Origin of the sequence: Ralstonia sp. Ralssp110 (assembly GCF_047325135.1) — a bacterium.
In the GTDB taxonomy this organism is placed as follows: Bacteria; Pseudomonadota; Gammaproteobacteria; order Burkholderiales; family Burkholderiaceae; genus Ralstonia; species Ralstonia mojiangensis.
The window spans coordinates 1,002,262-1,025,675 of sequence record NZ_CP168609.1; the positions used below are offsets into that span (position 1 = coordinate 1,002,262).

The window sequence follows — 23,414 nt, forward strand, 5'->3', positions numbered from 1 at the left end:
TATGTAGCGGGCGCAAATAAAAAGAAAGGCCGGCCCGAGCGGACCGGCTGTCTGAGCAGATGCAATGTCTTCAGCGCGGCAGCGCCGGAGATAGATATCAGCCCAGATCCACAGGCACAAAGATCTTCGTGTCATCACGCTGCACCAGCAGCGCGACATGCTTGCCGGCGCGGTCCACCAGCGTGCGCAACTCCTGCACCGATGACACCGGCGTGCCGTTGAGCGACAGGATCACGTCGCCCGGCTGGATGCCGACCTTCGCGGCCGGGCCGGTCACATCCATCACCACGAGGCCGCCGGGCAGACCGTTCTGGCGCTTCTCTTCCGGTTGCAGCGGTCGCACCGCCAGGCCCAGGCGGCCTTGGTCCGGCGCCGCCTTTTCACTGGACGCCACCTTCGCATCCTTCGCTGCGCCAACGGTCACAGTCAGTGTGGTCGGCTTGCCCTGGCGAATGATCTGCAGCGGCACAGTGGAGCCCGGCTTGATGTCGGCCACCTGCTCGGGCAGATCGCCCGACCGGTCGATGCGCGCATCGCCAATCTGCAGGATCACGTCGCCCGGTTGCAGGCCGGCCTTGGCTGCGGGGCCGCCGTCTTCCACCGAGTTGACCAATGCGCCTTCGGGCTTGGGCAGCTTGAAGGAATCGGCCAGCGACTGGTCGACCTCCTGCACCGCAATGCCAAGCCGGCCGCGCGTGACCTTGCCGGTGGACACAAGCTGCTGCTCCACCTTCATCGCCACATCGATCGGCACGGCAAACGACAGGCCCTGGTAGCCACCGGTCTGGCTGTAGATCTGCGAGTTGATGCCGATCACCTCGCCGCGCTGGTTGAACAGCGGGCCACCGGAGTTGCCCGGGTTCACGGCCACATCGGTCTGGATGAACGGCACATAGGTATCGTCCGGCAGCGAGCGCGACTTGGCGCTCACGATGCCCGCCGTGACGGTGTTCTCGAAACCGTACGGCGAGCCAATGGCCAGCACAGGCTCACCCACCTTGGTGTTGGCGGGGCTGCCAATCTGCACCACCGGCAGGTTCTTGGCCGAGATGCGCAGCACTGCCACGTCGGATTGCTTGTCGACGCCGAGCACCTTGGCCTTGAACTCGCGGCGGTCCGTCAGCTTGACGTTGACCTCCTGGGCGCCGTCCACCACGTGGGCGTTGGTCAGGATCAGCCCATCGGCCGAGACGATGAAGCCCGAGCCCAGACCGCGCACGATCTGGTCGCCGTGTTGTTGCGGCATCTGCGGCATGAAGCGCTTGAAGAATTCGGAGAACGGATCATCCGGGCTCATGCCGGGCGGCAAGCCCTGCATGCTCGTGCGTTGCGCGTGCGCGGTGGTGCTGATGTTGACCACCGCCGGGCCGTAGCGATCGACGATGCCTGAGAAGTCCATTGGCGCCGCCACAGCCACCGGAGCTGCACCGGGAGCAGGCGCGGTCGTTGCCGTCGCGGTGGCCACGGGCGCCGCCACCGCGCGCGAAATCATGTCTTTCTGCAGATAGGCATAGCCGCCTGCAACGGCGATCACAGCGGCCAGGCCAGCCGCACTGCGTGCCAGGGTTTGACGCGTCATTGTCGTGTCCTCTCTTGCTTTGCACGAGGGTCACGGCCTGCGGAGTCGCCTGTCGTGCCCATCGGTTGAAGACATCGTAGGCGGGCAGACTTAAACGAGACTTAAAGGTGCAAGGCGCACGCGGCCGTCACACGAAACAAAATGTTTCTACGCGTTAGCCTTGAATGGAAAGCGCAGCACCACGCGCAAGCCGCCGCCCTCGCGCGCTTCCAGCGCCAGGGTTGCGTCATGCGCTTGCGCGATCTCCCGGACGATGGCGAGGCCGAGGCCGCTGCCGCCCGTGGGGGCCTGCGCTGGCCGATAAAATCGATCGAGCACGCGTTCGCGTTCCTCCGCAGGAATGCCGGGGCCGTTGTCCTCCACCACCAACTGCACCCCACCGTCGGGCGTGTGCCCCGTCAACACATCGACGCGCGCGCCGCGCGGGCAGTAGTTCAGCGCGTTGTCGACAAGGTTGACCAGCAGCACGCGCAGCGCATCGTGATTGCCGATGACGGATGCCGGCTGCGACTCCATCGCCATCCCCAGATCAATGCCCTTGTGCACCGCCGCCGGCGACAGTTCGGCAACCACGTCGGCCGCCACCGCCTCGAGTGCAACCGTTGCGCGCTGCGTATCGGCAGCGCCCGGCTCCTGCCGCGCGAGCGTCAGCAACTGGCCAACGAGACGGATCATGCGTTCCACACCGCGATGCAGATCGGCATGCGCGGCGCGGCGTTCGTCTTCGTTCTCGGCGCGGTCGGCCACCTGCAACTGCAGCTTGAGCGCAGCCAGCGGCGTGCGCAGCGCATGTGCAGCGTCGGCGACGAACGCACGCTGGTGCGCAAGAGCGGTGCCGAGTCGCGCAAGCAGGTCATTCAGAGCGTTCGTCAGCGGGCGGATCTCGTCGGGCAACCCCTGCGTGGGCAACGGCGACAGCGCTGCCGCATCGCGCGCCTGCACCTGCTTGGCCACGGAGCCCAGCGGCGCCAGACCGCGCCCGACCGCCAGCCACACGATCCATCCCAATAGCGGCAGCAGGATCAACAGCGGCGCCACCGTACGCAACGCCATGCGCGCCGCTACCTCGTGCCGCGCGCTATATGGCTGCGCGATCTGCACCACGGCGGGCCCGAACGCGACGCTGTAGATGCGCCACGGGCCCTCCGGCGTATTCGCATCGGAAAAGCCCAGCTCCGCCTGGTCCGGCAGATCTGGCCTTGCGTGTGATAGATACAGGCTGCGGCCGGTGCCGTCCCAGATGCGGATCACGACGTCGTCGTCACGCGCAATGCCCGCGAGTGCCGGCGGCGGCGGGTCGATCCACTGGCTCGGCAGCGCGGCGGCCACCTGCTGCATCTGGTAGTCGAACAGCGCGTTGGCTTCCTGGCGCGCCTGCGCGTAGATCAGGCCGGTGGCGATGACAATGCCCGCCAGCAGGCCGCCGGCCAGCCACCACAGCAGGGTTTTACGGATCGATTGCATGGGTTATTGGTGCGCGTCGCCGCCGGCAGGTTCCGCAGGCGACGTCGACGCCTCACGTGGAATCACATACCCCACACCGCGGATGTTCTGGATGAAATGGCTGCCGAGCTTCTTGCGCAGCGCGTGGATGTAGACCTCGACCGTGTTGCTGCCGACTTCCTCATCCCAGCCGTAGAGGTTGTCCTGCAACTGCGCGATCGACCACACCTTGCCCGGCCGCGCGAGCAGCGCATGCAGCACCGCAAACTCGCGGCCCGACAGTTTGACTGGCACCCCCGCACGCAGCACCTCGCGGGTGACGGGGTTGAGCAGCACCTCGCCGTGGCGCATGAGCGGATCGGCGCGGCCACCTTGCCTGCGCAGCAGCGCGTGCATGCGTGCCGCCAGTTCCTGAAGGTCGAAGGGCTTGACGAGGTAGTCGTCTGCGCCGGCATTGAGGCCGGCTACGCGGTCGGCCACCGCATCGCGCGCGGTCAGGATCAGGATGGGGATGGCGATGCCGCGCTGGCGCAGTTCGCGCACCACATCCAGCCCGTCGCGCTTGGGCAGGCCGAGGTCGAGCAGCATGAGATCGAACATGGTGGCGCCGGACTCTGCGCCGGCGGCGCCAGGCGCCGTGATAGCGTGCACGGCAGCCTCGCCGTCGCGCACCCAATCGATGGCGAAACCGTCGTGGCGCAAACCCTTGCGCACGCTGTCGCCGATCATGTCGTCGTCTTCTACGAGCAGTACGCGCATGACGAATCAAAAATAAGCCGGGGAAGGCTCATTGTAGAACCGCCGCGCGGGCGGCTCACGCTTTGTGCGAAACCGCCCGCAAACTCACCTCCGCATCAGAATCCGCCCGATTTGATCAGTTGATTCAACGCGCCGATGTTCAGGCTGCCCCAACCCGTCGGGTAGTCCCAGCCCTTGGCGGCGCTGTAACCGTAGCCCTGGTAGCCGTTGTTGCCCGAGACCACGTCATAGCGCAGCAGCGACGCGTTGGCCGGAATGGCGCTGTACAGACGCGCCGCCGGGAAGCCCAGGTTGCCGTTGGCCGCCAGCAACCGTGCCCAGAAACCGACAAAGATGGGCGATGCCAAGCTCGTTCCGCCAATCTGCTGCAGTTGCCCGTAGTTATAGATGTAGGCACCGGTGCTTTGCGCCGCGTCGAACGACACATCGGGCAATAGGCGCGCATTGCCGCCCTGCCAGCTCGGGGCCGGCAGGATCTGGCTGATGCCGCCGCCGGTGGCCCACAGCTTGCCGTTGCCATCGAGGCCTTCGTTCCACACGGTCTCGCTGGCGAAGCTGGAGCCGCTCGTGTAGAGCGTGGTGCCTCCAATGGCCAGCACGTGCGGCGACGATGCCGGCCACGACACGCTGTAGTTGCCGCCGTCCGGATACCCGCGGTTATTGCACTCGTAGACGCCCTCGTCGCCGGAAGACACGGAGAACGTCTGCCCCTGCGCGGCGGCTGTGGTGAAGATGGCCTCTTCTGCGTCGAGCGTGCCGTCTGCGCTGGCGTCGTTCTCGCACCAGCCGAGCGACACGTTGATGATCTTGGCGGTGTTGTCGGTCACCGCCTTGTTGAAGGCCTTGGTCAGGCCCGTGTTGCCCGGCGCATTCAGGTCGGCCATGTAGAAAGCCAGCTTGCCGACCGCGCCGCCGGCCGCGCCCACGATGGACTGGCTGTCGAGGTTCCACTCGCCCTGGCCTTCCTGGTCATCGGTGTAGTTTCCGCTGGTGCCGTTCGTCTTGATGGTGGAGGTGGACACCGCGGCGTAGCCGTTGTTGCTCGTGAACGTGCGCAGGTCGCGCAGTGTTTGCGATACACCGCCGATGGTGATGACGCCCACGGTGGTGCCCGCCGCCGTCGGCACGCCGGTCGCGCCGTACAGTGCCGGAAATTCCTTCGGGTAGTGGCCCGTCGCGGTACCCGCCACCAGCGTGCGCGCTTCGGCCACATCGCCCACACGCAGCAGCGGACGCGCACGCGCCACGTTCTGCAGGCCCAGCACCGAGCCGACGATACCGCCCAGCGCGCGCGGCACCTGCGCCTTGCCGCTGTTCGCAAACCCGCTGCGGCCGGCCAGCTGGTAATGCACCAGCGGCGTGTTGAACGCCGCCTTGACCGTGCCGGCCGTGCCGCGCGCCGACACCAGCAGCCGGTTGGGCGCCACATCAATGTCGATAAAGCCGTTCTGCCGCAGATAGCGCACCACGGCATCCACCTGCGCCTGCGTGGGCGCGTGGTCGGCCAGGAACTGTTCGCTGGTCAGGTACTTGCGATAACGCGAGCTGCGCGGGTCGTTCACATCGTGCGCGAGCGCTTTCAGCGTGGCCTCGTTGCGCAGCTTGAGGCTGATCAGCACATCGGTGGTCTGGCCGGGTGCGACCTCGTTGGCGGCGCCGCGCGCCATGAGTTGCGGGCCGGTGACGAAGGCCTTGGTGTGGGTGTCGACCCAATCGGTGGCGGCATGCATCGGGCCGGCTGCAAGCGCCAGCGGCCATGCATACGCCAGCTGACGGCACAGGGTGGAGAAGCGCTGCAAGGGGAGAGCAGTACGGAGCATCGGATGTCCTTTTGAGGAGTACGACGTTGCAGGACCACGCCGCTTGTGACGACGTGGGCGTCGTTCACCGTATCCAACGCACCGCCCTCTCAACAGTGCGAAAACAGTCAGTTGCATCCGGAGCGCGCTGCATCTAGCAACCCCTCGCCGGGCGGTTGCGCAAGGCAGCGCTTGCCTTTATCGTGATGCGATCCGCCATTCGAACCCGCGCGCAGATGAGCGCCCAGCAAGCCACTTCCCCCGCCACCCCGGATTCACCGACCGACCTGCGCGAGCGCATTCGCGCGGCGCGCCCGTCGCTCTCGCCGGCCGAACGCCAAGTGGCGGATTGGGTGCTGCGCCAGCCCGGAACGGTGCTGAGCCTGCCAGTAGCCGCCATCGCGCGTGAGGCCGGTGTCAGCCAGCCGACCGTGATCCGCTTCTGCCGCTCGATGGGCTGCCATGGCCTGTCGGATTTCAAGCTGCGGCTGGCGCAAGGCAACGTGGCTCGCGATACCGCGCCGGCGCGCATCGCATCCCCCTCGGGCATGCGCGTCCTGCAGAACGCCATCGATTCGCTCACCACGCTGCAGGACCGCTTCGACCCGGGCACGCTTGATGCAGCGGTGGCGCTGGTCGACAACGCGCACCGCATCGACCTGTACGGCTTCGGCAGCTCGGGCGTGGTGGCGCTCGATGCACAGACGAAATTCTTCCGCTACGGCATTCCTGCGAATGCGTATAGCGATCCGTATCTCGTGTCGATGTCGTTGAATGTGCTGCAGGCGGGCGACGTGGTGATCGCCATCTCCAAATCGGGCGCGTTGCCCGAACTGCAAACGGCGGTGGAGCGCGTGCGCGAACTGGGCGTGCACGTAATTGCCGTGACAGCGCCCGGCAGCCCGCTCGCGGCACTGGCCGATGTCGTGCTGCCCGCCGGCGTGGACGATGCCGTGGCCGACCGCTCGATGGTCGCTCGCCTGTTGCACCTGGCGCTGCTCGACGCGCTGGTGCTGGAAGTGGCGCTGCGCAAGGGCAGCGCACTCCATCACGCCGATCAGTCTGAGTAACGCGAGCGTTGCGTCAGTGCCCCTGGGCCACCGCGTGGTCCATGGCAGCGCAAAGGCCGATCAGCCCCGGGTACGGAGAATGAATCACGTACACCGGCATCGATGCCACATAGGCCGAGAAGCGGCCCTTGTCTTCAAAGCGGCGCCGGAACGGTGAGTTGGCAAACGCCGGCCCCAGACGCGGGACGATGCCGCCGCCGATGTACACGCCGCCGCGCGCACCCAGCGTGACCGCCAGGTTGGCCGCGATGGTGCCGAGAAACGCGCAGAACGTATCGACGGCATAGCGGCAGCGCGCGTGGTCGCCAGCGGCATCTTCCATCTCGCCCAATGCGATGGCGGTGATGTCCGCCGCGCGGCGCAAGGTGGGGCCTTGCTGCCAGAGGTCGAAGCATGCACCCAGCGCCTCGTAGATCAGCTCCAGACCCATGCCGGAGATCAGCCGCTCGGCCGACACATGGCCGAAGCGCTCGCGTGCGAAGCGCCAGATGACCGCTTCCTCGTCGTTCATCGGCGGAAAGGCGACATGGCCGCCCTCGCCTGCCACGGCGATGTAGCGGCCATCCGACGTCGGCACCAGCGATGCAACACCCAAGCCGGTGCCGGCGCCGAGCAGCGCCCGCGGTGCATCGGCCAGGCTCGCACCGCCACCCACCTGTTCCAGCTCCTCTGCAGGCAGATACGGCAACGCATGCGCCAGCGCGGCAAAGTCGTTGAGCACAACGAAGGTGTCGAAGCCCAGCGACTGGCGCATCGCCTCGATCGAGAACGCCCAATCGCGGTTGGTCATGCGGATCTGGTCACCCAGCACCGGATTGGCGATGCCGATGGCCGCATGGCGCACGCCGGCGGTGGCGATTTCCGGCGGCAACGATGCCAGGTACGCACGCATGGCCGCTTCGAGCGAAGGGTAATCATCGCCGGCCAGCACACCGATGTGGGCCAGGCGCATGGGCGCCATCTCCACCGCAAAGCGCACGTTGGTGCCGCCCACATCGGCCACCAGCCGCGGGTAGGCCAGCATGTCGGCCAATTGGTCAGCCCCCGTGCCCGCGTTCACCTCATGTAGTCCAATAGACATCGAGCGGTACCTCCCGCTGATGAATGACGTAGCTCACCGGCAGCGCACGCTGTGCCACGCCTCGCGCGGCATCGTCGAACACACCGCGCTTGACCGGTCCTGAGATCGAAAGGAACAATCGCCGCGCCGCACACAGCGCAGACAGATTCAGGCTGATACGCCGATGCGGCGCTGTGCCCGGGCGCACCGGCAGATAAGCCGGAGCCTGCGTGCGATCGATGCCCTCGTTCAATTCAGGCGCGTCGGGAAACAACGATGCGGTATGCCCGTCGTCGCCCATGCCGAGAATTACTACGTCGGGTTGCTGAAACGGATCATTGGCAGTCGCCACGCATGCATCCACGTCAACCGATTCACCGTGCACGTGCGGTGGCAACACCAGCGGAAAAAAGCGCGCCGCAGCCGCGGCGTCCTGCAACAGGTGCTCGCGGACGAGGCGCGCGTTGCTGTCGGCGTGCTCGGGCGGCACGGCACGCTCGTCGACCAGCGTGATCGACACATCGGCCCAGCGCAGCGGCAACACACGCAGCGCGGAAAACAGCGCGATGGGCGAACGCCCGCCCGACACGGCCAGGCACACGCTGCCCTGTTCTTCGATCACATGCGTGAGCGTGTTGGCAATGGACGCTGCCAACGCTTGCACCTGCGCCTCGGCGTCTGGAACTGCGTGCCAGCGCATCGCCATTACATCTCCTCGTGCCAGGCAGCGTTGTCGCGCGAGAGCAGCGCGCTCGATGCCGCCGGGCCCCAGCTACCCGCGGTGTAGCCCTTGGGCGGAATGCGTGCTTCGTTCCACGCTTCAATGATCGGTTCGACCCAGCGCCACGCTTCGGCCTGTTCATCGCGGCGCACGAACAGGCCCAGCTTGCCGTTGACGGCGTCCATCAACAGCCGCTCATACGCGCCGGCATGGCGCACGCCGCCGTGGTCGGTAAAGTCCAGGTCCAGCGTGGACGGCTGCAGGCCGAGCGCCGCGCCCGGCGTCTTGGTCAGGAACTGCAGGCGGATGCTCTCTTCAGGCTGCAGGCGGATGACGAGACGGTTTTCCGGAAACTGGATCAGCGGCTTGGGAAACAGCGCGTGCGGCACGTCGTGAAAACGCACCACGATCTCCGCCAGGCGCTGCGGCATGCGCTTGCCCGTGCGCAGGTAGAACGGCACGCCGGCCCAGCGCCAGTTGGCAATTTCGGCCTTGATGGCGACGAAGGTTTCCGTACGGCTGTCCGGCGGAATGCCCTGCTCATGCAGGTAGCCCTGCACCGGCTGCCCCGCGATGGCGCCTTCCTGATACTGGCCGCGCACGGTCTTCTCAGGCACCTCCTGCAGCGGGATCGGCTTGAGCGCCTTGAGGATTTTCAGCTTCTCATCGCGGATGGCGTCTTGCGACAGGCTCGACGGCGGTTCCATGGCGACGATACATAGCAGTTGCAGCAGGTGGTTCTGCACCATGTCGCGCAGCGCGCCGACACCGTCGTAGAAGTCGCCGCGCTTTTCCACGCCAAGCTGCTCGGCAATGGTGATCTGCACGTCCTTGATCCACTCGCGGCGCCACAACGGCTCGAACAGCGCGTTGCCAAAGCGGATCGCCATCAGGTTCTGGACAGACTCTTTCCCGAGGTAGTGGTCGATCCGGTAGATCTGGTCTTCGGCAAAGAACTCGGCCACGGCGGAGTTGATGCGCTCGTTTGATGCGAGATCGGTGCCCAGCGGCTTTTCCAGCACCAGCCGCACATTCGGCGTATTCAGCCCGACACGGGCGAGCTGCGCGCAGATGTCGATGAAGAAGCCCGGGGCGGTGGCCAAGTAGCACACGGTTACCGGGGCGCGGTCTTCACCCAGCGCGGCGGCCAATCCGTCGAACTGCTCGGGCTTGCGGGCGTCGACCTGCTGATAAACGATGCGCTCGGCAAACGAGGCCCAGGCGTCATCGGAGACAGGCGCGCCGGAATACAGGCGCATGGTCGGGCGCGTTTCGCGCTCCAGCAGGGCAAGGTAGCCGGCTGTCTCCAGCGGCTGCGTGCCGATGGCGAATATCCGCCCACGGGGGTGCAGTTCGCCGCCCTGATGCGCATCGAACAAGGCCGGAATCAGCTTGCGGCGGGCAAGATCGCCCGTACCGCCGAACAACACCATGTCGAATGCGGGCACCGACATCGTCATCTCCTGTGTGTGAGCCATCGATTAGGCTAGCCTAGCTGACTAGCAAAGCCACGTCTTTTAAGCTCATTTTGTAGTATTACTACATCGCGAGCAAGGCGTTCGTGAAACTGCCCGGGCAAGCGTTTCCGGCGAGACTTTTGCCGCAGGGCGTGGGCTTCGGCGCGACTTCTGGCACGCAATTCGCGTGCTCGCCCGTGTTATCGGCGCTGCATCGGATGCGATACCTGTGGAAAACCCTGCACCACATGCGGCGCATTTGTAGGAAAATTACAGCATTCCGTCCTGCCCGGACCTACCCCCCAGGAGAACCCGCATGGCCCTGCACCGCACTTTGGCCGCCGTCACACAGCGCATCATCGACCGCAGCCGCGGCCCCCGCCAGGCCTATCTGGATGTCACCCGCAAGAATGCCGGCCGCAAGGTCGAGCGTACGCTGCTCTCGTGCACGAACCTCGCGCACGGTTTTGCGGCCATGCCGGGCGAAGCGAAGATCCGCCTGAAAGCGCTGGAGCGGCCGAACCTCGGCATCGTCTCCGCCTACAACGACATGCTGTCGGCGCATCAGCCGCTGGAGGCGTTTCCGGCGTGGCTCAAGCAGGCTGCGCTGGAAGCCGGCGGCACCGCGCAGTTTGCCGGTGGCGTACCGGCCATGTGCGATGGCGTCACGCAGGGCCAGGACGGGATGGAGCTGTCGCTGTTCTCGCGCGACACGATTGCCTTGTCGACGGCCGTGGCGTTGTCGCACCAGATGTTCGACGCGGCGCTGTACCTGGGCGTGTGCGACAAGATCGTGCCAGGGCTGGTGATTGGCGCGCTGTCGTTCGGCCACCTGCCCGCCGTGTTCGTGCCGGCCGGTCCGATGACCACCGGCATCAGCAATGATGAAAAAGCCCGCACGCGGCAGCTTTACGCCGAGGGCAAGCTCTCGCGCGCCGACCTGCTCGAAGCCGAATCCAAGTCGTACCACGGCGCCGGCACCTGCACGTTCTACGGCACGGCCAACTCCAACCAGATGCTGATGGAGGTGATGGGCCTGCATCTGCCGGGCACCGCCTTCATCAACCCGAACACGCCGCTGCGCGAAGCGCTCACGCGTGAGTCGGCGCGCCAGGCGCTCAAGCTTGTCTTCAGCGGCGACCAATACACCCCCATTGCCGACGTGCTGGATGAGCGCGCCTTCGTCAATGGCATCGTCGGCCTGCTGGCCACGGGCGGCTCGACCAACCACACGCTGCATCTGGTGGCGATGGCCCGTGCGGCCGGCATCCTGCTCACGTGGGACGACTTCAACGACCTGTCGGGCGTGATTCCGCTGCTGGCGCGTGTGTACCCGAACGGCAAGGCCGACGTGAACGAATTCCAGGCCGCGGGTGGCCTCTCCATCGTGATTCGCGAGCTGATCGATGCGGGCCTGCTGCACGACGATGTGACGACGATCATGGGCAAGGGCCTGCGCCGCCATTCGCAGGAGCCATTCCTTGACGGTGACAAGCTCGTGTGGCGCGATGGCGCTGCCGCCTCGCTCGATACCAACATCGTGCGCGGCGTGGCCGAGCCGTTCTCGCCGGACGGCGGCCTGCGCGTGCTGGACGGCAACATCGGGCGCTCGGTCATCAAGGTGTCGGCGGTCAAGCCGGAACATCGTTTTGTGGAAGCGCCGGCGCGCGTGTTCCTGGCGCAGGACGATCTGATCAACGCGTTCAAAGCCGGCGAACTGGAGCGCGATTTCGTGGCCGTGCTGCCGTATCAGGGCCCGGCCGCCAACGGCATGCCCGAACTGCACAAGCTCACGCCAACGCTGTCGGTGCTGCAGGAGCGCGGTTTCAAGGTCGCGCTGGTGACGGACGGCCGCATGTCGGGCGCATCGGGCAAGGTGCCGGCCGCCATTCACATCACGCCGGAAGCGCTCCACGGTGGGCCGCTGGCGCGTGTGCACGATGGCGACATCGTCGTGCTGGATGCCGAAGCGGGCACGCTGCAAGTGCGCGTGCCGGAGGCGGAGTGGAATGCCCGCGAGGTCACCGCGCCCGATCTCTCGCACTACCACGCAGGCGTTGGGCGGGATCTGTTCTCGGGCTTCCGCCGCAATGTGTCGGCAGCGGAAGAAGGCGCCTGCACGTTGTTCGTATCGGCCGGCGCATAAGCCAGGCCGATCCAACCGGCCGAGGCCCGATGCCTTGGCCGGTTGTGTTTACAGCATCGACTTGTCGATCGAGATGCCCAGCTCACCGGCCATCTGCTCGACAAGTGCCTGCAGCCTGGCCACCTTGTCGGCCAACTGCTTCTGCTCCGCTTTCAGCGCCTCGAACTCCGACGGCGCGATCGAGTCGTCAACGGCGCCGGCCTGCCGAATCTCAGCCTGCGCAACTTCACCGCACAGCAAGTGCATCCAGCGGCTTTCACGCTCGCCCGGCATGCGCGGCAGCTTCACGACATAGGGCGGATCGTGCTCTGCCAGTTCATCCAGAAACGCTTCAACGGATGAAATATCGGCAAAGGCGTGGAACCGCGCCGCGTTCAGTCGCAACTCGGCTGCGGTCTGCGGGCCGCGCAGCAACAGCACCGTGAGCAAAGCGACGGATTGACTTGGCACGCCCAGCACGCGGTTCATGTTGTGCTCGAAGCGCGGCACGCGGCTGCTGCTGCCCTCCATGACCAGGCTCAGGGACTTCAGCCCGTCGATGGCCGTGAGGATCTCGGCTTCGGTAACGGACATGACCGGCGCACGTGCGGTTTTCTGATTGCAGCCGGCCGCCAGCGCGTTGAGCGTCAGCGGATAAGTGTCGGGCACCGTGTGCTGCTTTTCGACCAGAACGCCGAGCACGCGTCCCTCAAGGGCGGTCAGAGTACGGATGGCGCGACGCTGCACAGCGTCGGGATTGATATTCATGATGGGACGGCGACGGATACGCTGGGTTGGGGCAAATCGAATCCCGACATCATATCCGGCACCCGCAGGCAGGAAGCCCTGCCTGCGCAATGACAACCGAGGCTCAGCCCTTGGCCGGACCGCGTACCAGCAACACCGGCGTGGTCGCCTGGCGGATGAACTTCTCGGCCACGCTGCCCAGCATCGCATGCGCCAGGCCACGGCGGCCGTGCGTGCCGATCACGACCACATCGGCGCCGCTTCGCACCGCTTCGGCCTGCAGGGCACCCGCCACATCCTCACCCACGTGCTGGGTTTCCACCAGCACCGTTTCCTGCTGCAAACCCGCGGAGGTGAGCGTTGCGGCGGTGTCGGCCAGCAACGCGGTGCCGGCTTCGATAAACGACTTGCGTAGCTCGGTCGGGTCGTAATAGCCGACGTCGAAGAGCATGGCGGGGCTGTCGACGATATAGACGGCGCGGATGGTGCTCTGGAATGCCTTGGCAAGGCGCACGGCCTCGGCCAGGGCCAGCTTGCTGGTTTCGCTGCCATCAATGGCGACCAGGATCTTCTTGTACATGGTTCAAGCCTCGCAGGAGAGTGGTTGTTGGAATACTGTGCTGACTGTGCTGGGGAAGCGCTTGGGCCACCCACACGCTATTCTGTGACATCGACCGCCCTTTTGCGTTGCGCCAAATCAGATGGCCGCGACCATGCGACGCAACAATGCACCGTCATCCGCCCGCCCCCACGCCCGAATTGATTGCCGCTTATCGCAGCGCGCGGTATCGCATCAGCGCACCGGAGGGCGATGTGCTGTTGCGCGTCGATGCCATCAACCCGTGCGTGGCGGCATTGCTCGCGCAAGCCAACGTGCCGTGGGCCGTCTTCGTGACGGCGCATCAGCCGTTTTCGCACGCGGTGTCTGCCGATGAAAACGCCGCGCGGCAGGCCGAGCTGCTTGCCTGGGCCATCGCACGCGGCATGGCCTGGCTCTCGGGCGAAGGCGGCCCGCCGGAAGATGCCCCGGCGAACGCGTGGTCATCCGAACCGAGCCTGCTTCTGTTCATCGAAGACCCTTCGGTTGCCGATACCTTGATGCTCACGTTCGAGCAAAACGCCGTAGTGCTGTGCGATGCGCATGGATTTTGTACCTTGCGTTGGCACCCGTATCTGCCAGACTGATTCTGCACAGGGCACTTGGCGCACAGCGCTTTGCAGCACCGTAAGTGGCGCTTCCGATTCCTAAGTGCTTGCGTGGATACATCAGCAGGAGGTTCGTATGGAACTGCACATGCAATCGCATCATTGGGAGCGCCGCATGCCCGACTGGCTCGCCGCCAGCGTGGCCGGCCTCGTGGGCGGCGCACTGGTCATCGTGCTCGAATTCTTCTGGTCGACCATGGTGCTCAATGAAAGCCCCTGGCGCCCGACCCACAAGATCGCCGCCATGGTCATGGGCCGGGGCGCACTGGAAGAGATGTCGTTGTTCAGCTACAGCATCGTGGCGACGGCGCTCGTGCTGCACTTCGTACTGGGCGCCATCATGGGGATGATCCTTGGCGCCATCATCGCGCCGTTTCACTTCGATTCGAGCCCCGGCATGCTGACGGCCGTCGGCGTGGCCTTCGGGATCGTGGCGTACGTGGTGAACTTCTATGGCATGACGGCGGTGTTTCCGTGGTTTGTTTCGGAGCGCGGCTCAGGGCCACTGCTCGCGAACCTGCTGTTCGGGGTGGTAACGGCCATCACCTACGGCATGCTGGAGCGGCGCGTGCGCGAACCGATGCGCTGACACAACCTTTTTCCTGCGGCGCCGCAAGCTGAGCGGCGTCATCAGGAGGCGGCCGCCTCTGGCAACACATGCCGGAGGCGGCCGTTTTGCATTGCGGCGCAGCATGCAGACGGCGCGTCGGCGCGATCCGTACGCGGGGTGTGCCTCGTCCTTACGTTGCCTTGCACGATCCGAGTGCGCGACCTAGCCTGTCTTTAGCGTGTTGAGGGAGTCCCTCGCCGGAGGTGCCCATGGCCCTTGCGATTGCGCTCGTGCTGATCGTCGTGCTGGCGGTGGGGTTTCACTTTGCCAGCCCGTGGTGGATCACCCCGATCGCCTCCAACTGGGTGCGCATGGACGACACGCTGACGATCACCATCGTCATCACCGGCGTGCTGTTTGTCGCCATCAACCTCTTCGTCGTCGCGGCGCTCCTGCGCTATCGCCATCGCGATGGCCAACCCAACCAACGCGCCGCCTACGAGCCGCACAACACGCGACTGGAATGGTGGCTGATCGGCGTCACCAGCGTGGGTGTGGCCGCGCTGCTCGCGCCCGGCCTGTTCGTCTATGCCGATTACGTACGCCCACCACCGAACGCCCTGCAGATGGAAGTGCTCGGCCAGCAGTGGCAATGGCGCTTCCGCTTTGCCGGCCCCGGCGGCAAGCTCGGCACGACCGACGTGCGCTACATGAGCAACGACAACCCGTTCGGCATGAACCCGGCTGACCCGAACGGACGCGACAACGTCCTGATCGAAACCCCCGAACTGCACCTGCCGATCAACCGCCCGATCCAGGTGCTGGCGCGCTCGCGCGATGTGCTGCACGACTTTTACGTGCCGCCGTTCCGTGCACGCATGAACATGGTGCCGGGCATGATCACCACGTTCTGGTTCACGCCCACCAAGGCGGGGCGTTACGACATCCTGTGCGCGCAGCTCTGCGGCATCGGGCACTCCAACATGCGCGGTGTGGTGGTCGTGGAAGACGAGGCATCGTTTGCACGCTGGCTCGCCCAGCAGACCACCTTCGAACAAAGCCAGCGAGCAAAAGTCCTGGCCGCACCGGCTGCGGCCGGTGGAAGCGCGCAGGCGCTGGCCGATCAGGGCCAGGCGCTCGCCCAGGCCAAAGGCTGCGTCGCCTGCCACTCGGTGAATGGCACCCCTGGCGTCGGCCCGACATGGAAGGGCTTGTACCGCTCCACACAGACCATGGCCGACGGCTCGACCGCAGTGGCCGATGAAGCCTATCTGCGCGCCTTCATCCGCGATCCGAAAGCGCGTGTGGTCAAAGGCTTCGCGCCCATCATGCCGAACTTCGACCTGAGCGAGCAGGAACTCGCAGCGCTGGTGGCGTACATCAAAGCGCAAGGTGGCGACGCTGCGGCGACCGCCGCAAAACCGTAGCGAGGAGAAACCATGTCCTACGGACACGCTGACCACGACCAGGGTCACGCACCTCAAAGCTTCTGGACACGCTACGTCTGGAGCCAGGACCACAAGGTCATCGCGGTGCAGTATTCGCTCACGGCCATCGCCATCGGGCTGGTGGGGCTCGTGCTGTCGAACCTGATGCGGCTGCAGTTGGGCTTTCCGGGCAAGTTCGCCTTTATCGACGCAAACCACTACTACCAGTTCGTCACCATGCACGGAATGATCATGGTGATCTACCTGCTCACGGCACTGTTCCTCGGTGGCTTCGGCAACTACCTGATCCCGCTGATGCTGGGCGCGCGCGACATGGTGTTTCCGTTTCTGAACATGCTCAGCTACTGGGTGTATCTGCTGGCCGTGCTGGTGCTGGTGGCGAGCTTTTTCGTGCCGGGAGGGCCCACCGGTGCGGGCTGGACGTTGTATCCGCCGCAGGCAATCCTGCCGGGCACGCCTGGCACCGAATGGGGCATCGTGCTGATGCTGGTGTCGCTTGGGATCTTTATCGTGGCGGCCACCATGGGCGGGCTGAACTACGTGACCACCACGCTGCAGGCGCGCACGCGCGGCATGACGCTCATGCGCATGCCGCTCACGGTGTGGGGCATCTTTACGGCAACGGTGCTGGCCCTGCTGGCATTTCCGGCGCTGTTCGTGTCGGCCATCATGATGCTGCTCGACAAGACGCTGGGCACCAGCTTCTTCGTGCCGGCGGTGGTGTCGATGGGGCAACAGCTCAAGCACAGCGGCGGCAGCCCGCTGCTGTTCCAGCACCTGTTCTGGTTCTTCGGCCACCCCGAGGTCTACATCGTCGCGCTGCCCGCTTTCGGCATCGTGTCGGACCTCATCAGCACGCACGCACGCAAGAACATCTTCGGCTACCGGATGATGGTGTGGGCCATCCTGATCATCGGTGTGCTGTCGTTCGTCGTCTGGGCGCACCACATGTTCGTGTCGGGCATGAACCCGTACTTCGGGTTCTTCTTTGCCACCACCACGCTCATCATCGCCATCCCGACGGCGCTCAAGGTCTACAACTGGGTGCTCACGCTCTGGCGCGGCGACATCCACCTGACCGTACCGATGCTGTTTGCCATCGGCTTCATCAGCACATTCGTCATCGGCGGGTTGACGGGGCTGTTCCTGGGCAACGTCAGCGTGGACATTCCGCTGTCCAACACGTACTTCGTGGTGGCGCACTTCCACATGGTGATGGGCGTGTCGCCGATCCTCGTTGTGTTTGGCGGGCTCTATCACTGGTACCCGAAGGTGACGGGCCGCATGCTGAACGACACGCTCGGCCACGCGCATTTCTGGATCACCTTCATCGGCACGTACCTGATCTACTTCCCGATGCACTACCTGGGTGTGCTCGGCATGCCGCGCCGGTATTACGCATATGAGGGTTACAGCTTCATCCCGCCCTCGGCGCAGACGCTGAATACGTTCATCACCGTCATCGCCATCATCGTGGGCGTGGCGCAGTTGCTGTTCCTCTTCAACCTGGCGTGGAGCCTCGTGCGCGGCAGGAAGGCCGAGGCCAACCCGTGGCGTGCAACCACGCTCGAGTGGCAGACGCCGCAGACGCCGCCCGTGCACGGCAACTGGGGGCCCACACTGCCGGTGGTCTATCGCTGGGCGTACGAGTACAGCCCGCCGGGCCGCGCGGATGACTTCGTGCCGCAGAACGAACCGCCCACCGGCGCACCCGACATGGGAGCGGGGGTGCAAGCGCAGCCGGGAACCAGCCACCTCCACACCAACGGGGTGCGCACATGACGACCCTGCCCCGCCACTTCGCGCCCGACACATCGCCTGCATTGCCGCCGCACGCAGGACGCATTGGCCTGCGCGTCTTCATGGCCGTGGTGACAGCGCTGTTCTCGCTGCTGATCCTGGCCTACGCCATGCGCATGCGCGAGCCGGATTGGATGCCGGTTCCCCACCCGGTGCTGCTGTGGTGGAACACCGGCGTGCTGGCGCTGGCGAGCGTCGCCATGGAAAGGGCAAGGCGCTCCGACGCGCGCCGCACGCCCTGGCTGCTGGCCGGTGGCGCGCTTGCCGCGCTGTTCGTGCTCGGGCAATGGGCAGCGTGGCAGCAACTGTCTGCCACCGGGCAAGGCGTGGCGGTCAACCCGTCCAACAGCTTTCTGTATGTGTTCACCGGCTTGCATGCAGCGCATGTGATCGGCGGCCTTGTCGTCTGGGCGGTGACGGTCGCGCGCCTGCGCAAGAACGCCGAGCGCACCCAGCGCGCCGTTGCCCTCTGCGCGACGTACTGGCACTTTCTGCTGGCCGTGTGGCTCGTGCTGCTGGCCGCGATGTGGTGGATCACGCCCGCATTCGTCAGCGCCATCTGCGGGCCGCTGTATGGAGCCACGCCATGAGCCACTCCACGCTTCCAACCGACTCGGCAGTCTCGGCAGACGCCGCCAAAGGCTGGCCCGGCATCGTCAACGACTGGTCGGCCGACCGCGAAACCTTCAAGGTGCCGTGGGGCAAGGCCATGATGTGGATCTTCCTGCTGTCAGACACCTTTGTCTTCAGCAGCTTCCTGGTTGGCTACATGACGGTGCGCATGTCGACCACCGTGCCGTGGCCCGACCCGTCCAAGGTGTTCGGGCTCTCGGTGGGCGGGGTGGAAGTGCCGCTCCTGCTGATCGCCATCATGACGTTCGTGCTCATCAGCAGCAGCGGCACGATGGCCATGGCGGTGAACTTCGGCTACCGGCGCGAGGCAAAGCGGGCGGCGCTGCTCATGCTGGCGACCGCCATCCTGGGCGCGGCGTTCGTGTCGATGCAGGCGTTCGAGTGGACCAAGCTGATCGTGCATGAGGGCATCCGCCCGTGGGGCAACCCGCTGGGCGCGGCGCAGTTTGGCGCATGCTTTTTCATGATCACCGGCTTCCACGGCTTTCACGTGACGTGCGGCGTGATCTACCTGTTGCTGGTCGCGCGCAAGATCCTGCAGCCGGGCTTTGCCGAACACGGCAATTTCCAGATCGTGGAGATCGCGGGCCTCTACTGGCACTTCGTCGATCTCGTCTGGGTGTTCATCTTTGCGTTGTTCTACCTGTGGTGAGGCCTGTCATGGACCACACAGAACCTTCTGCCCACGGGCAACAACACCCCATCGGCATCTACCTGAAGATCTGGGGCCTGTTGTTCGTGCTGAGCACGATGTCGTACCTGGTCGATTATTTCCACGTGCAGGGGCTGATGCGCTGGACACTGATCATCGTGTTCATGATCGCCAAGGCCGGGCTGATCGTCTCTGTGTTCATGCACATGATGTGGGAGCGGCTGGCCCTGGTGTACGCGATCCTGCTGCCGCCGCTGGCGTTGCTGGTGCTGATGGTGCTGATGGCGGCGGAGGCGCATCACACGTTCGGGATGCGCATGTTGTTCTTCCACTGAGCCGCCTCTCGGCGGTCGCTTGACTTGCCGGCCCAGGCCGGCCACACCTACCTTTTCCGTCCAGTATCAATCTGGTGAATGTCGCGCATTCACCAGCCGACTGGCGTGCCTCCTCGGTGCCCGCTACCTTCAGCGCACACTTACAAAAAAACTGAGGAGACACCATGCTGCCCCACCCTGCAACCATCGACGTGCGAGCGTGGCTCGACGGCCAACGCTTTTCCGCGTTCCAGTGGCGCGTCGTTGCGCTGTGCTTCTTCATCGTCGCCATTGACGGCTTCGACACCGCCTGCGTCGGCTTCATCGCGCCGGCGCTCGTGCAGGACTGGCACGTCACCCCCGGCGTGTTGGGCACCGTGTTCAGTGCCGGCCTGGCGGGGCTGATGGTTGGAGCGCTTGCCTTTGGCCCACTGGCCGACCGCATCGGGCGCAAACGCACGCTGCTGATCACGGTAGCGGCGTTTGGCTTTGCCACCGTTGCATCGGCGTTTGCACCAAACGTGAGCGCGCTGATCGCCTTGCGGTTCCTGACGGGCCTTGGCCTGGGTGGCGCCATGCCCAACGCCATCGCTCTCACGTCCGAATACTGCCCGGAGCGCCGACGGTCCTTCCTCACCACGGTCATGTTCTGCGGCTTTACATTGGGCTCGGGCTTTGGTGGCATCGTCGCAGCGCAACTGGTGCCCGATTTTGGCTGGCGCAGCGTGCTGCTGTTTGGCGGCGTCGTGCCCCTGGTGCTGGTGCCGTTGATGGCCTTTGCGCTGCCGGAGTCGGTACGCTACTTGGTGTCCAGTGGTGCAGACAACACCACGGTCGGCAAGCTGCTCAACCGCATTGCGCCATTGGCCGTCACGTCCGACACGCGCTTCGCGCTGCATGAAGCCAAGGCGCCGGGCTCGCCGGTGCGGCAGCTCTTCCTGCCGGCTTTCCGAACGGGCACGCTGCTGCTGTGGACGGTGTTCTTCATGAGCCTGCTGATCGTCTATCTGCTGACGAACTGGCTGCCGACGCTCATTCACGCGGGGGGCGTGTCGCTCGCGCTGGCGTCGCGCATTGCGGTGATGTACCAAGTGGGCGGCACCATCGGCGCGCTCATCATCGGACGGTTGATGGATCGGTACCCCGCGACGATCGTGCTGTGCGGCACCTACGGCCTGGGTGCCATATTTCTTGCCCTGACAGGCGTGACGCAAGGCACGATGCTCGCTTTTGCCGTCACGGGTGTGGGCTTCTGCATCAGCGGCTCGCAAATCGGCGCGAACGCATTCGCGGCCCAGTTCTACCCCACCGCCAACCGTGTGACGGGAATCAGTTGGGCATTGGGCGTGGGCCGTCTCGGTTCGGTGTGCGGTGCACTGGTGGGCGGCGTATTGCTGACGGCAAACATCGGATTCCAGTTGCTGTTCCTGATCGTGGCGGTGCCGGCAGCAATTGCGGCGGTGGCCATCTTCCTATGCGGCAGCCAAGCCAAACGTACCGGCGGCGGGCAGGCATTGCCCATTGCCCCGGAAGGCACGTAAGCATTCGGCCTGTTGCGGGCGGATTACGGACCTCAAACAGTGGAGTGTCACTGTTTGAGGTCGAACATTTCGACCTCAGAGCGCGGCGTTCGACAGTCCGAGAGCCGAACGCCAGCCACAACCAGCCGAGCGCGACGGTCCGAAGGCGGATTGCGAGCCTCGGAGCACGGAAGGGTCGAATGTTTCAGGGCGGAGCGCGAGCCTCCAACAGTCGCGTTCGGGCCTTCGAGACTGAAACGTCAGCCTCCGCACGCGGCAGCCGAGTGTTCGAGAGTGAGGCACGCCACCCAGACGGTGAAGCTTGTCCATCAGAGCGCCATCGTCGAGCGATCGAGCCCGATGCTCGACCCTCGGACGTTGGAGCGTCAGTGTTCGAGCCTCAGTCCTGACGATCCCCAGTTGGAATTCGAATGTTCGACGGTGGAGCGATGCTCCAGCACTCGCAGGCAACGAGGCGGCGCGCCCCCCACTGCCCACCTAGATAGCAAACATCTCGAACAACAGCTGCCGCAGCCATTGGTTGGCCGGCTCGCGGTGATTGCGCCCGTGCCACAGCACATTGATGGTGATATCCGGAATCTTGGCCGGGCACGGTGCCGTGGCGAGGTCAAACGGTTTGAGCGTGCGCGTGGCATAGGCCTCGGGCACCACCGCAATCATGTCGGTCGACTGCAGGATGTGCCCCAGCGCCACGAAGTGCGGCACACGCAGGCTCACCCGCCGCGACATCCCCGCCCGTAGGATGGTTGAATCCACCATGCCGTGGCCCGTTCCCTCGGCCACGATCGACACGTGCTCGGCTTCCAGGAAGCTCTTCATGGTCATGCCGTTCCTGGCGAGCGGATGGCCCTTTCGGAAGAGGCACACATAGCGCTGCTTGAACAGCCTGCGCTGGAAGAACCCCGCCTTCAGGTCCGGCAGAAAACCAATGGCGAGATCCACACGGCCGGCCTCCATCTCATCGCGCAGCGTGTCGGCATGGTTGCGCACCGTGCTGATGGTGACCCCAGGTGCGTCCTTCTCCAAGCGGCGCATCAGACTGGGCAGGAAGTAGATCTCGCCGATGTCCGTCATCGCAATGGTGAAGGCGCGTGTGCTCGTCTTGGGGTCGAACTTGGTCGTGGCGTTGAGCGAGTTGTAGATCGCTCCAAGCGCGTAGGCGATGGGCTCGGCAAGCGTCTCGGCAAAAGGCGTCGGCACCATGCCTTTGGATGTGCGGATGAACAGCTCATCTCCAAACAACTTGCGCATGCGGTTCAGCGCATTGCTGATAGCCGGTTGCGAGATGCCCAGTGTTTCCGCCACGGCAGAGACACGACGTTGCCGAAGCAATTCATTGAAGACGACCAACAGGTTCAGGTCGATGTCCTGCAGTTCCACCGCGTGTCTCCTCGTGTTCTCGCATTATCACTGCGAGTGATATGAGACATCAGGTTGCTTCTATTTATGTATGTCGTCAAGCGGACCATGATGCTTCCACACAGAAAAACGACTAGCCCGGAGACACGGCATGGACGTCACCGTCACCCCACTGCAGCGCATCGTCAGCGCGCGCTCGGGCGATAACCTGCTCGAAGTCCTTCGCACCAACGAAGTCCCTATCTCGTACAGCTGCATGGCCGGCCGCTGCGGCACGTGCCGCTGCCGGGTCGTATCCGGCAATGTGGCCGTCACGGGTGGTGCCGACATGAACAGCCCCTCGGCCTCGGGCCAGATCGTGCTGGCCTGCCAGACCACGCTGGTGGAAGACTGCGCGATCGAATTGCCGGAAGTGGACGAGGTTGTCGTGCACGCCGCCCGGATCGTCAAGTCGAAGGTCGCGTCCATCGAGGACATGACCCACGACATCAAGCGCATACGTCTGGACCTCGCCAAGCCGCTCGATTACTCGCCCGGCCAGTACGCCACGCTGCAGTTCACGCCCAAGCATGTGCGGCCGTATTCGATGGCCGTTGCCAACGAAGGGAACACGCTTGAGTTCCATGTGCGTGTGGTGCCGGATGGCCGTGTCACCTCGTACATCGCCCGCGAACTCAAGGTGGGTGATGACGTGCGCGTGAGCGGGCCGCTGGGCACGGCGTATCTGCGCCGCCGCAATGCAGACCCGATCCTTTGCGTTGCGGGCGGCACCGGCCTCGCGCCCATCCTCTCCATCCTGCGCGGTATGGCCGATGCGCGTATGACCAACCCGGTACACGTGTACTTCGGCGTGCGCTCACCCATCGACGTGTACGGCACGCATTGGCTGGATGCGCTGCGCGAGCGCCTACCGAACCTGCACACGCACGTCGTTGTTGCCACGTCGAATACGAACCGCCGCTACCGCTCGGGCGTCGTCACCGATGCCGTGGCGAGCGACTGGCCGAGCCTCACCGGCTGGCGCGCCTACCTGGCCGGCGCGCCCGTCATGGTGGACGCCGCGAGCCTGCTGCTGCGCCAGCGCGGCGTGCTGCCCGAACACATCTACGCGGATGCCTTCTACGCCGTTGGCGTCTGAAGCAGCACGCCCA

General features: G+C 65.1%; 21 protein-coding genes. 11 read left to right on the forward strand and 10 right to left on the reverse strand.

Features of this window, described 5'->3' with window-relative positions; all coding sequences use genetic code 11:
* Positions 1 to 97: 97 nt before the first annotated feature.
* The 4 genes from ACEN9T_RS05160 to ACEN9T_RS05175 form a co-directional block, all read right to left on the reverse strand.
* Complete coding sequence (locus tag ACEN9T_RS05160; RefSeq protein ID WP_413705699.1) at positions 98 to 1,579, reverse strand: DegQ family serine endoprotease; 1,482 nt, start codon at positions 1,577 to 1,579, stop codon at positions 98 to 100.
* A 147-nt stretch (positions 1,580 to 1,726) separates the two neighbouring features.
* Positions 1,727 to 3,043: an ATP-binding protein gene (locus ACEN9T_RS05165; protein WP_092970941.1), complete on the reverse strand. Its 1,317-nt coding sequence runs from the start codon at positions 3,041 to 3,043 to the stop codon at positions 1,727 to 1,729.
* A gap of 3 nt (positions 3,044 to 3,046) precedes the next feature.
* Positions 3,047 to 3,781: a response regulator transcription factor gene (locus tag ACEN9T_RS05170; protein WP_092970940.1), complete on the reverse strand. Its 735-nt coding sequence runs from the start codon at positions 3,779 to 3,781 to the stop codon at positions 3,047 to 3,049.
* A gap of 95 nt (positions 3,782 to 3,876) precedes the next feature.
* Positions 3,877 to 5,601, reverse strand: coding sequence for a protease pro-enzyme activation domain-containing protein (locus ACEN9T_RS05175; protein ID WP_413705700.1), 1,725 nt, complete (start codon positions 5,599 to 5,601; stop codon positions 3,877 to 3,879).
* Between the two features lie 215 nt (positions 5,602 to 5,816).
* On the opposite strand from ACEN9T_RS05175, the gene ACEN9T_RS05180 reads away from it, so the two are divergent.
* The gene (locus tag ACEN9T_RS05180; RefSeq protein ID WP_092971334.1) at positions 5,817 to 6,650 is read left to right on the forward strand and encodes a MurR/RpiR family transcriptional regulator; all 834 of its coding nucleotides are present in this window, start codon (positions 5,817 to 5,819) and stop codon (positions 6,648 to 6,650) included.
* A 13-nt stretch (positions 6,651 to 6,663) separates the two neighbouring features.
* On the opposite strand, the gene ACEN9T_RS05185 is transcribed toward ACEN9T_RS05180, so the two are convergent.
* Genes ACEN9T_RS05185 through zwf form a run of 3 tightly spaced genes read right to left on the reverse strand, consistent with a single transcriptional unit; the run spans position 6,664 to position 9,885 of the window.
* Positions 6,664 to 7,731 (reverse strand): glucokinase, encoded by a 1,068-nt coding sequence (locus ACEN9T_RS05185; RefSeq protein WP_092970939.1) that lies wholly within the window; start codon positions 7,729 to 7,731, stop codon positions 6,664 to 6,666.
* On the reverse strand, positions 7,712 to 8,416 hold the full coding sequence (gene pgl / locus ACEN9T_RS05190; protein WP_092970938.1) for a 6-phosphogluconolactonase: 705 nt from the start codon (positions 8,414 to 8,416) through the stop codon (positions 7,712 to 7,714). Before pgl ends, ACEN9T_RS05185 begins: the two co-directional genes overlap by 20 nt.
* On the reverse strand, positions 8,416 to 9,885 hold the full coding sequence (gene zwf / locus ACEN9T_RS05195; protein ID WP_092970937.1) for a glucose-6-phosphate dehydrogenase: 1,470 nt from the start codon (positions 9,883 to 9,885) through the stop codon (positions 8,416 to 8,418). Before zwf ends, pgl begins: the two co-directional genes overlap by 1 nt.
* 319 nt (positions 9,886 to 10,204) lie before the next feature.
* Here zwf and edd point away from each other — a divergent pair, with 319 nt between their 5' ends.
* Positions 10,205 to 12,034 carry a phosphogluconate dehydratase gene (gene edd / locus ACEN9T_RS05200; RefSeq protein ID WP_413705701.1) on the forward strand — a complete coding sequence of 610 codons (1,830 nt, stop codon included), beginning with the start codon at positions 10,205 to 10,207 and terminating at the stop codon, positions 12,032 to 12,034.
* 48 nt (positions 12,035 to 12,082) lie between these two features.
* Here the strand turns inward: edd and ACEN9T_RS05205 are convergent, their stop codons facing one another.
* Both ACEN9T_RS05205 and ACEN9T_RS05210 read right to left on the reverse strand, forming a co-directional pair.
* Positions 12,083 to 12,781, reverse strand: coding sequence for a YceH family protein (locus tag ACEN9T_RS05205; RefSeq protein WP_413705702.1), 699 nt, complete (start codon positions 12,779 to 12,781; stop codon positions 12,083 to 12,085).
* A gap of 103 nt (positions 12,782 to 12,884) precedes the next feature.
* Complete coding sequence (locus tag ACEN9T_RS05210) at positions 12,885 to 13,340, reverse strand: universal stress protein (RefSeq protein WP_027679743.1); 456 nt, start codon at positions 13,338 to 13,340, stop codon at positions 12,885 to 12,887.
* 146 nt (positions 13,341 to 13,486) lie between these two features.
* On the opposite strand from ACEN9T_RS05210, the gene ACEN9T_RS05215 reads away from it, so the two are divergent.
* The 8 genes from ACEN9T_RS05215 to ACEN9T_RS05250 all read left to right on the forward strand — a co-directional run bounded on the left by ACEN9T_RS05215 (position 13,487) and on the right by ACEN9T_RS05250 (position 20,904).
* The gene (locus ACEN9T_RS05215; RefSeq protein ID WP_027679742.1) at positions 13,487 to 13,945 is read left to right on the forward strand and encodes a DUF3293 domain-containing protein; all 459 of its coding nucleotides are present in this window, start codon (positions 13,487 to 13,489) and stop codon (positions 13,943 to 13,945) included.
* Between the two features lie 97 nt (positions 13,946 to 14,042).
* Complete coding sequence (locus ACEN9T_RS05220) at positions 14,043 to 14,555, forward strand: hypothetical protein (RefSeq protein ID WP_413705703.1); 513 nt, start codon at positions 14,043 to 14,045, stop codon at positions 14,553 to 14,555.
* Between the two features lie 230 nt (positions 14,556 to 14,785).
* The gene (locus ACEN9T_RS05225; RefSeq protein WP_413705704.1) at positions 14,786 to 15,943 is read left to right on the forward strand and encodes a c-type cytochrome; all 1,158 of its coding nucleotides are present in this window, start codon (positions 14,786 to 14,788) and stop codon (positions 15,941 to 15,943) included.
* Positions 15,944 to 15,955: 12 nt separating this feature from the next.
* Positions 15,956 to 17,746: a cytochrome c oxidase subunit I gene (gene ctaD, locus ACEN9T_RS05230; RefSeq protein ID WP_413705705.1), complete on the forward strand. Its 1,791-nt coding sequence runs from the start codon at positions 15,956 to 15,958 to the stop codon at positions 17,744 to 17,746.
* On the forward strand, positions 17,743 to 18,354 hold the full coding sequence (locus ACEN9T_RS05235) for a cytochrome c oxidase subunit 3 (RefSeq protein WP_413705706.1): 612 nt from the start codon (positions 17,743 to 17,745) through the stop codon (positions 18,352 to 18,354). The genes ctaD and ACEN9T_RS05235 overlap by 4 nt, the downstream gene beginning before the upstream one ends.
* Positions 18,351 to 19,049: a heme-copper oxidase subunit III family protein gene (locus ACEN9T_RS05240; RefSeq protein WP_092970931.1), complete on the forward strand. Its 699-nt coding sequence runs from the start codon at positions 18,351 to 18,353 to the stop codon at positions 19,047 to 19,049. The genes ACEN9T_RS05235 and ACEN9T_RS05240 overlap by 4 nt, the downstream gene beginning before the upstream one ends.
* 8 nt (positions 19,050 to 19,057) lie before the next feature.
* On the forward strand, positions 19,058 to 19,384 hold the full coding sequence (locus ACEN9T_RS05245) for a cytochrome C oxidase subunit IV family protein (RefSeq protein WP_252693959.1): 327 nt from the start codon (positions 19,058 to 19,060) through the stop codon (positions 19,382 to 19,384).
* A gap of 164 nt (positions 19,385 to 19,548) precedes the next feature.
* Positions 19,549 to 20,904: an MFS transporter gene (locus ACEN9T_RS05250; protein WP_413705707.1), complete on the forward strand. Its 1,356-nt coding sequence runs from the start codon at positions 19,549 to 19,551 to the stop codon at positions 20,902 to 20,904.
* A 477-nt stretch (positions 20,905 to 21,381) separates the two neighbouring features.
* On the opposite strand, the gene ACEN9T_RS05255 is transcribed toward ACEN9T_RS05250, so the two are convergent.
* The gene (locus ACEN9T_RS05255; protein WP_260803474.1) at positions 21,382 to 22,284 is read right to left on the reverse strand and encodes a LysR family transcriptional regulator; all 903 of its coding nucleotides are present in this window, start codon (positions 22,282 to 22,284) and stop codon (positions 21,382 to 21,384) included.
* Positions 22,285 to 22,414: 130 nt separating this feature from the next.
* Here ACEN9T_RS05255 and ACEN9T_RS05260 point away from each other — a divergent pair, with 130 nt between their 5' ends.
* Positions 22,415 to 23,401 (forward strand): FAD-binding oxidoreductase, encoded by a 987-nt coding sequence (locus ACEN9T_RS05260; RefSeq protein ID WP_413705708.1) that lies wholly within the window; start codon positions 22,415 to 22,417, stop codon positions 23,399 to 23,401.
* Positions 23,402 to 23,414 lie beyond the last annotated feature (13 nt).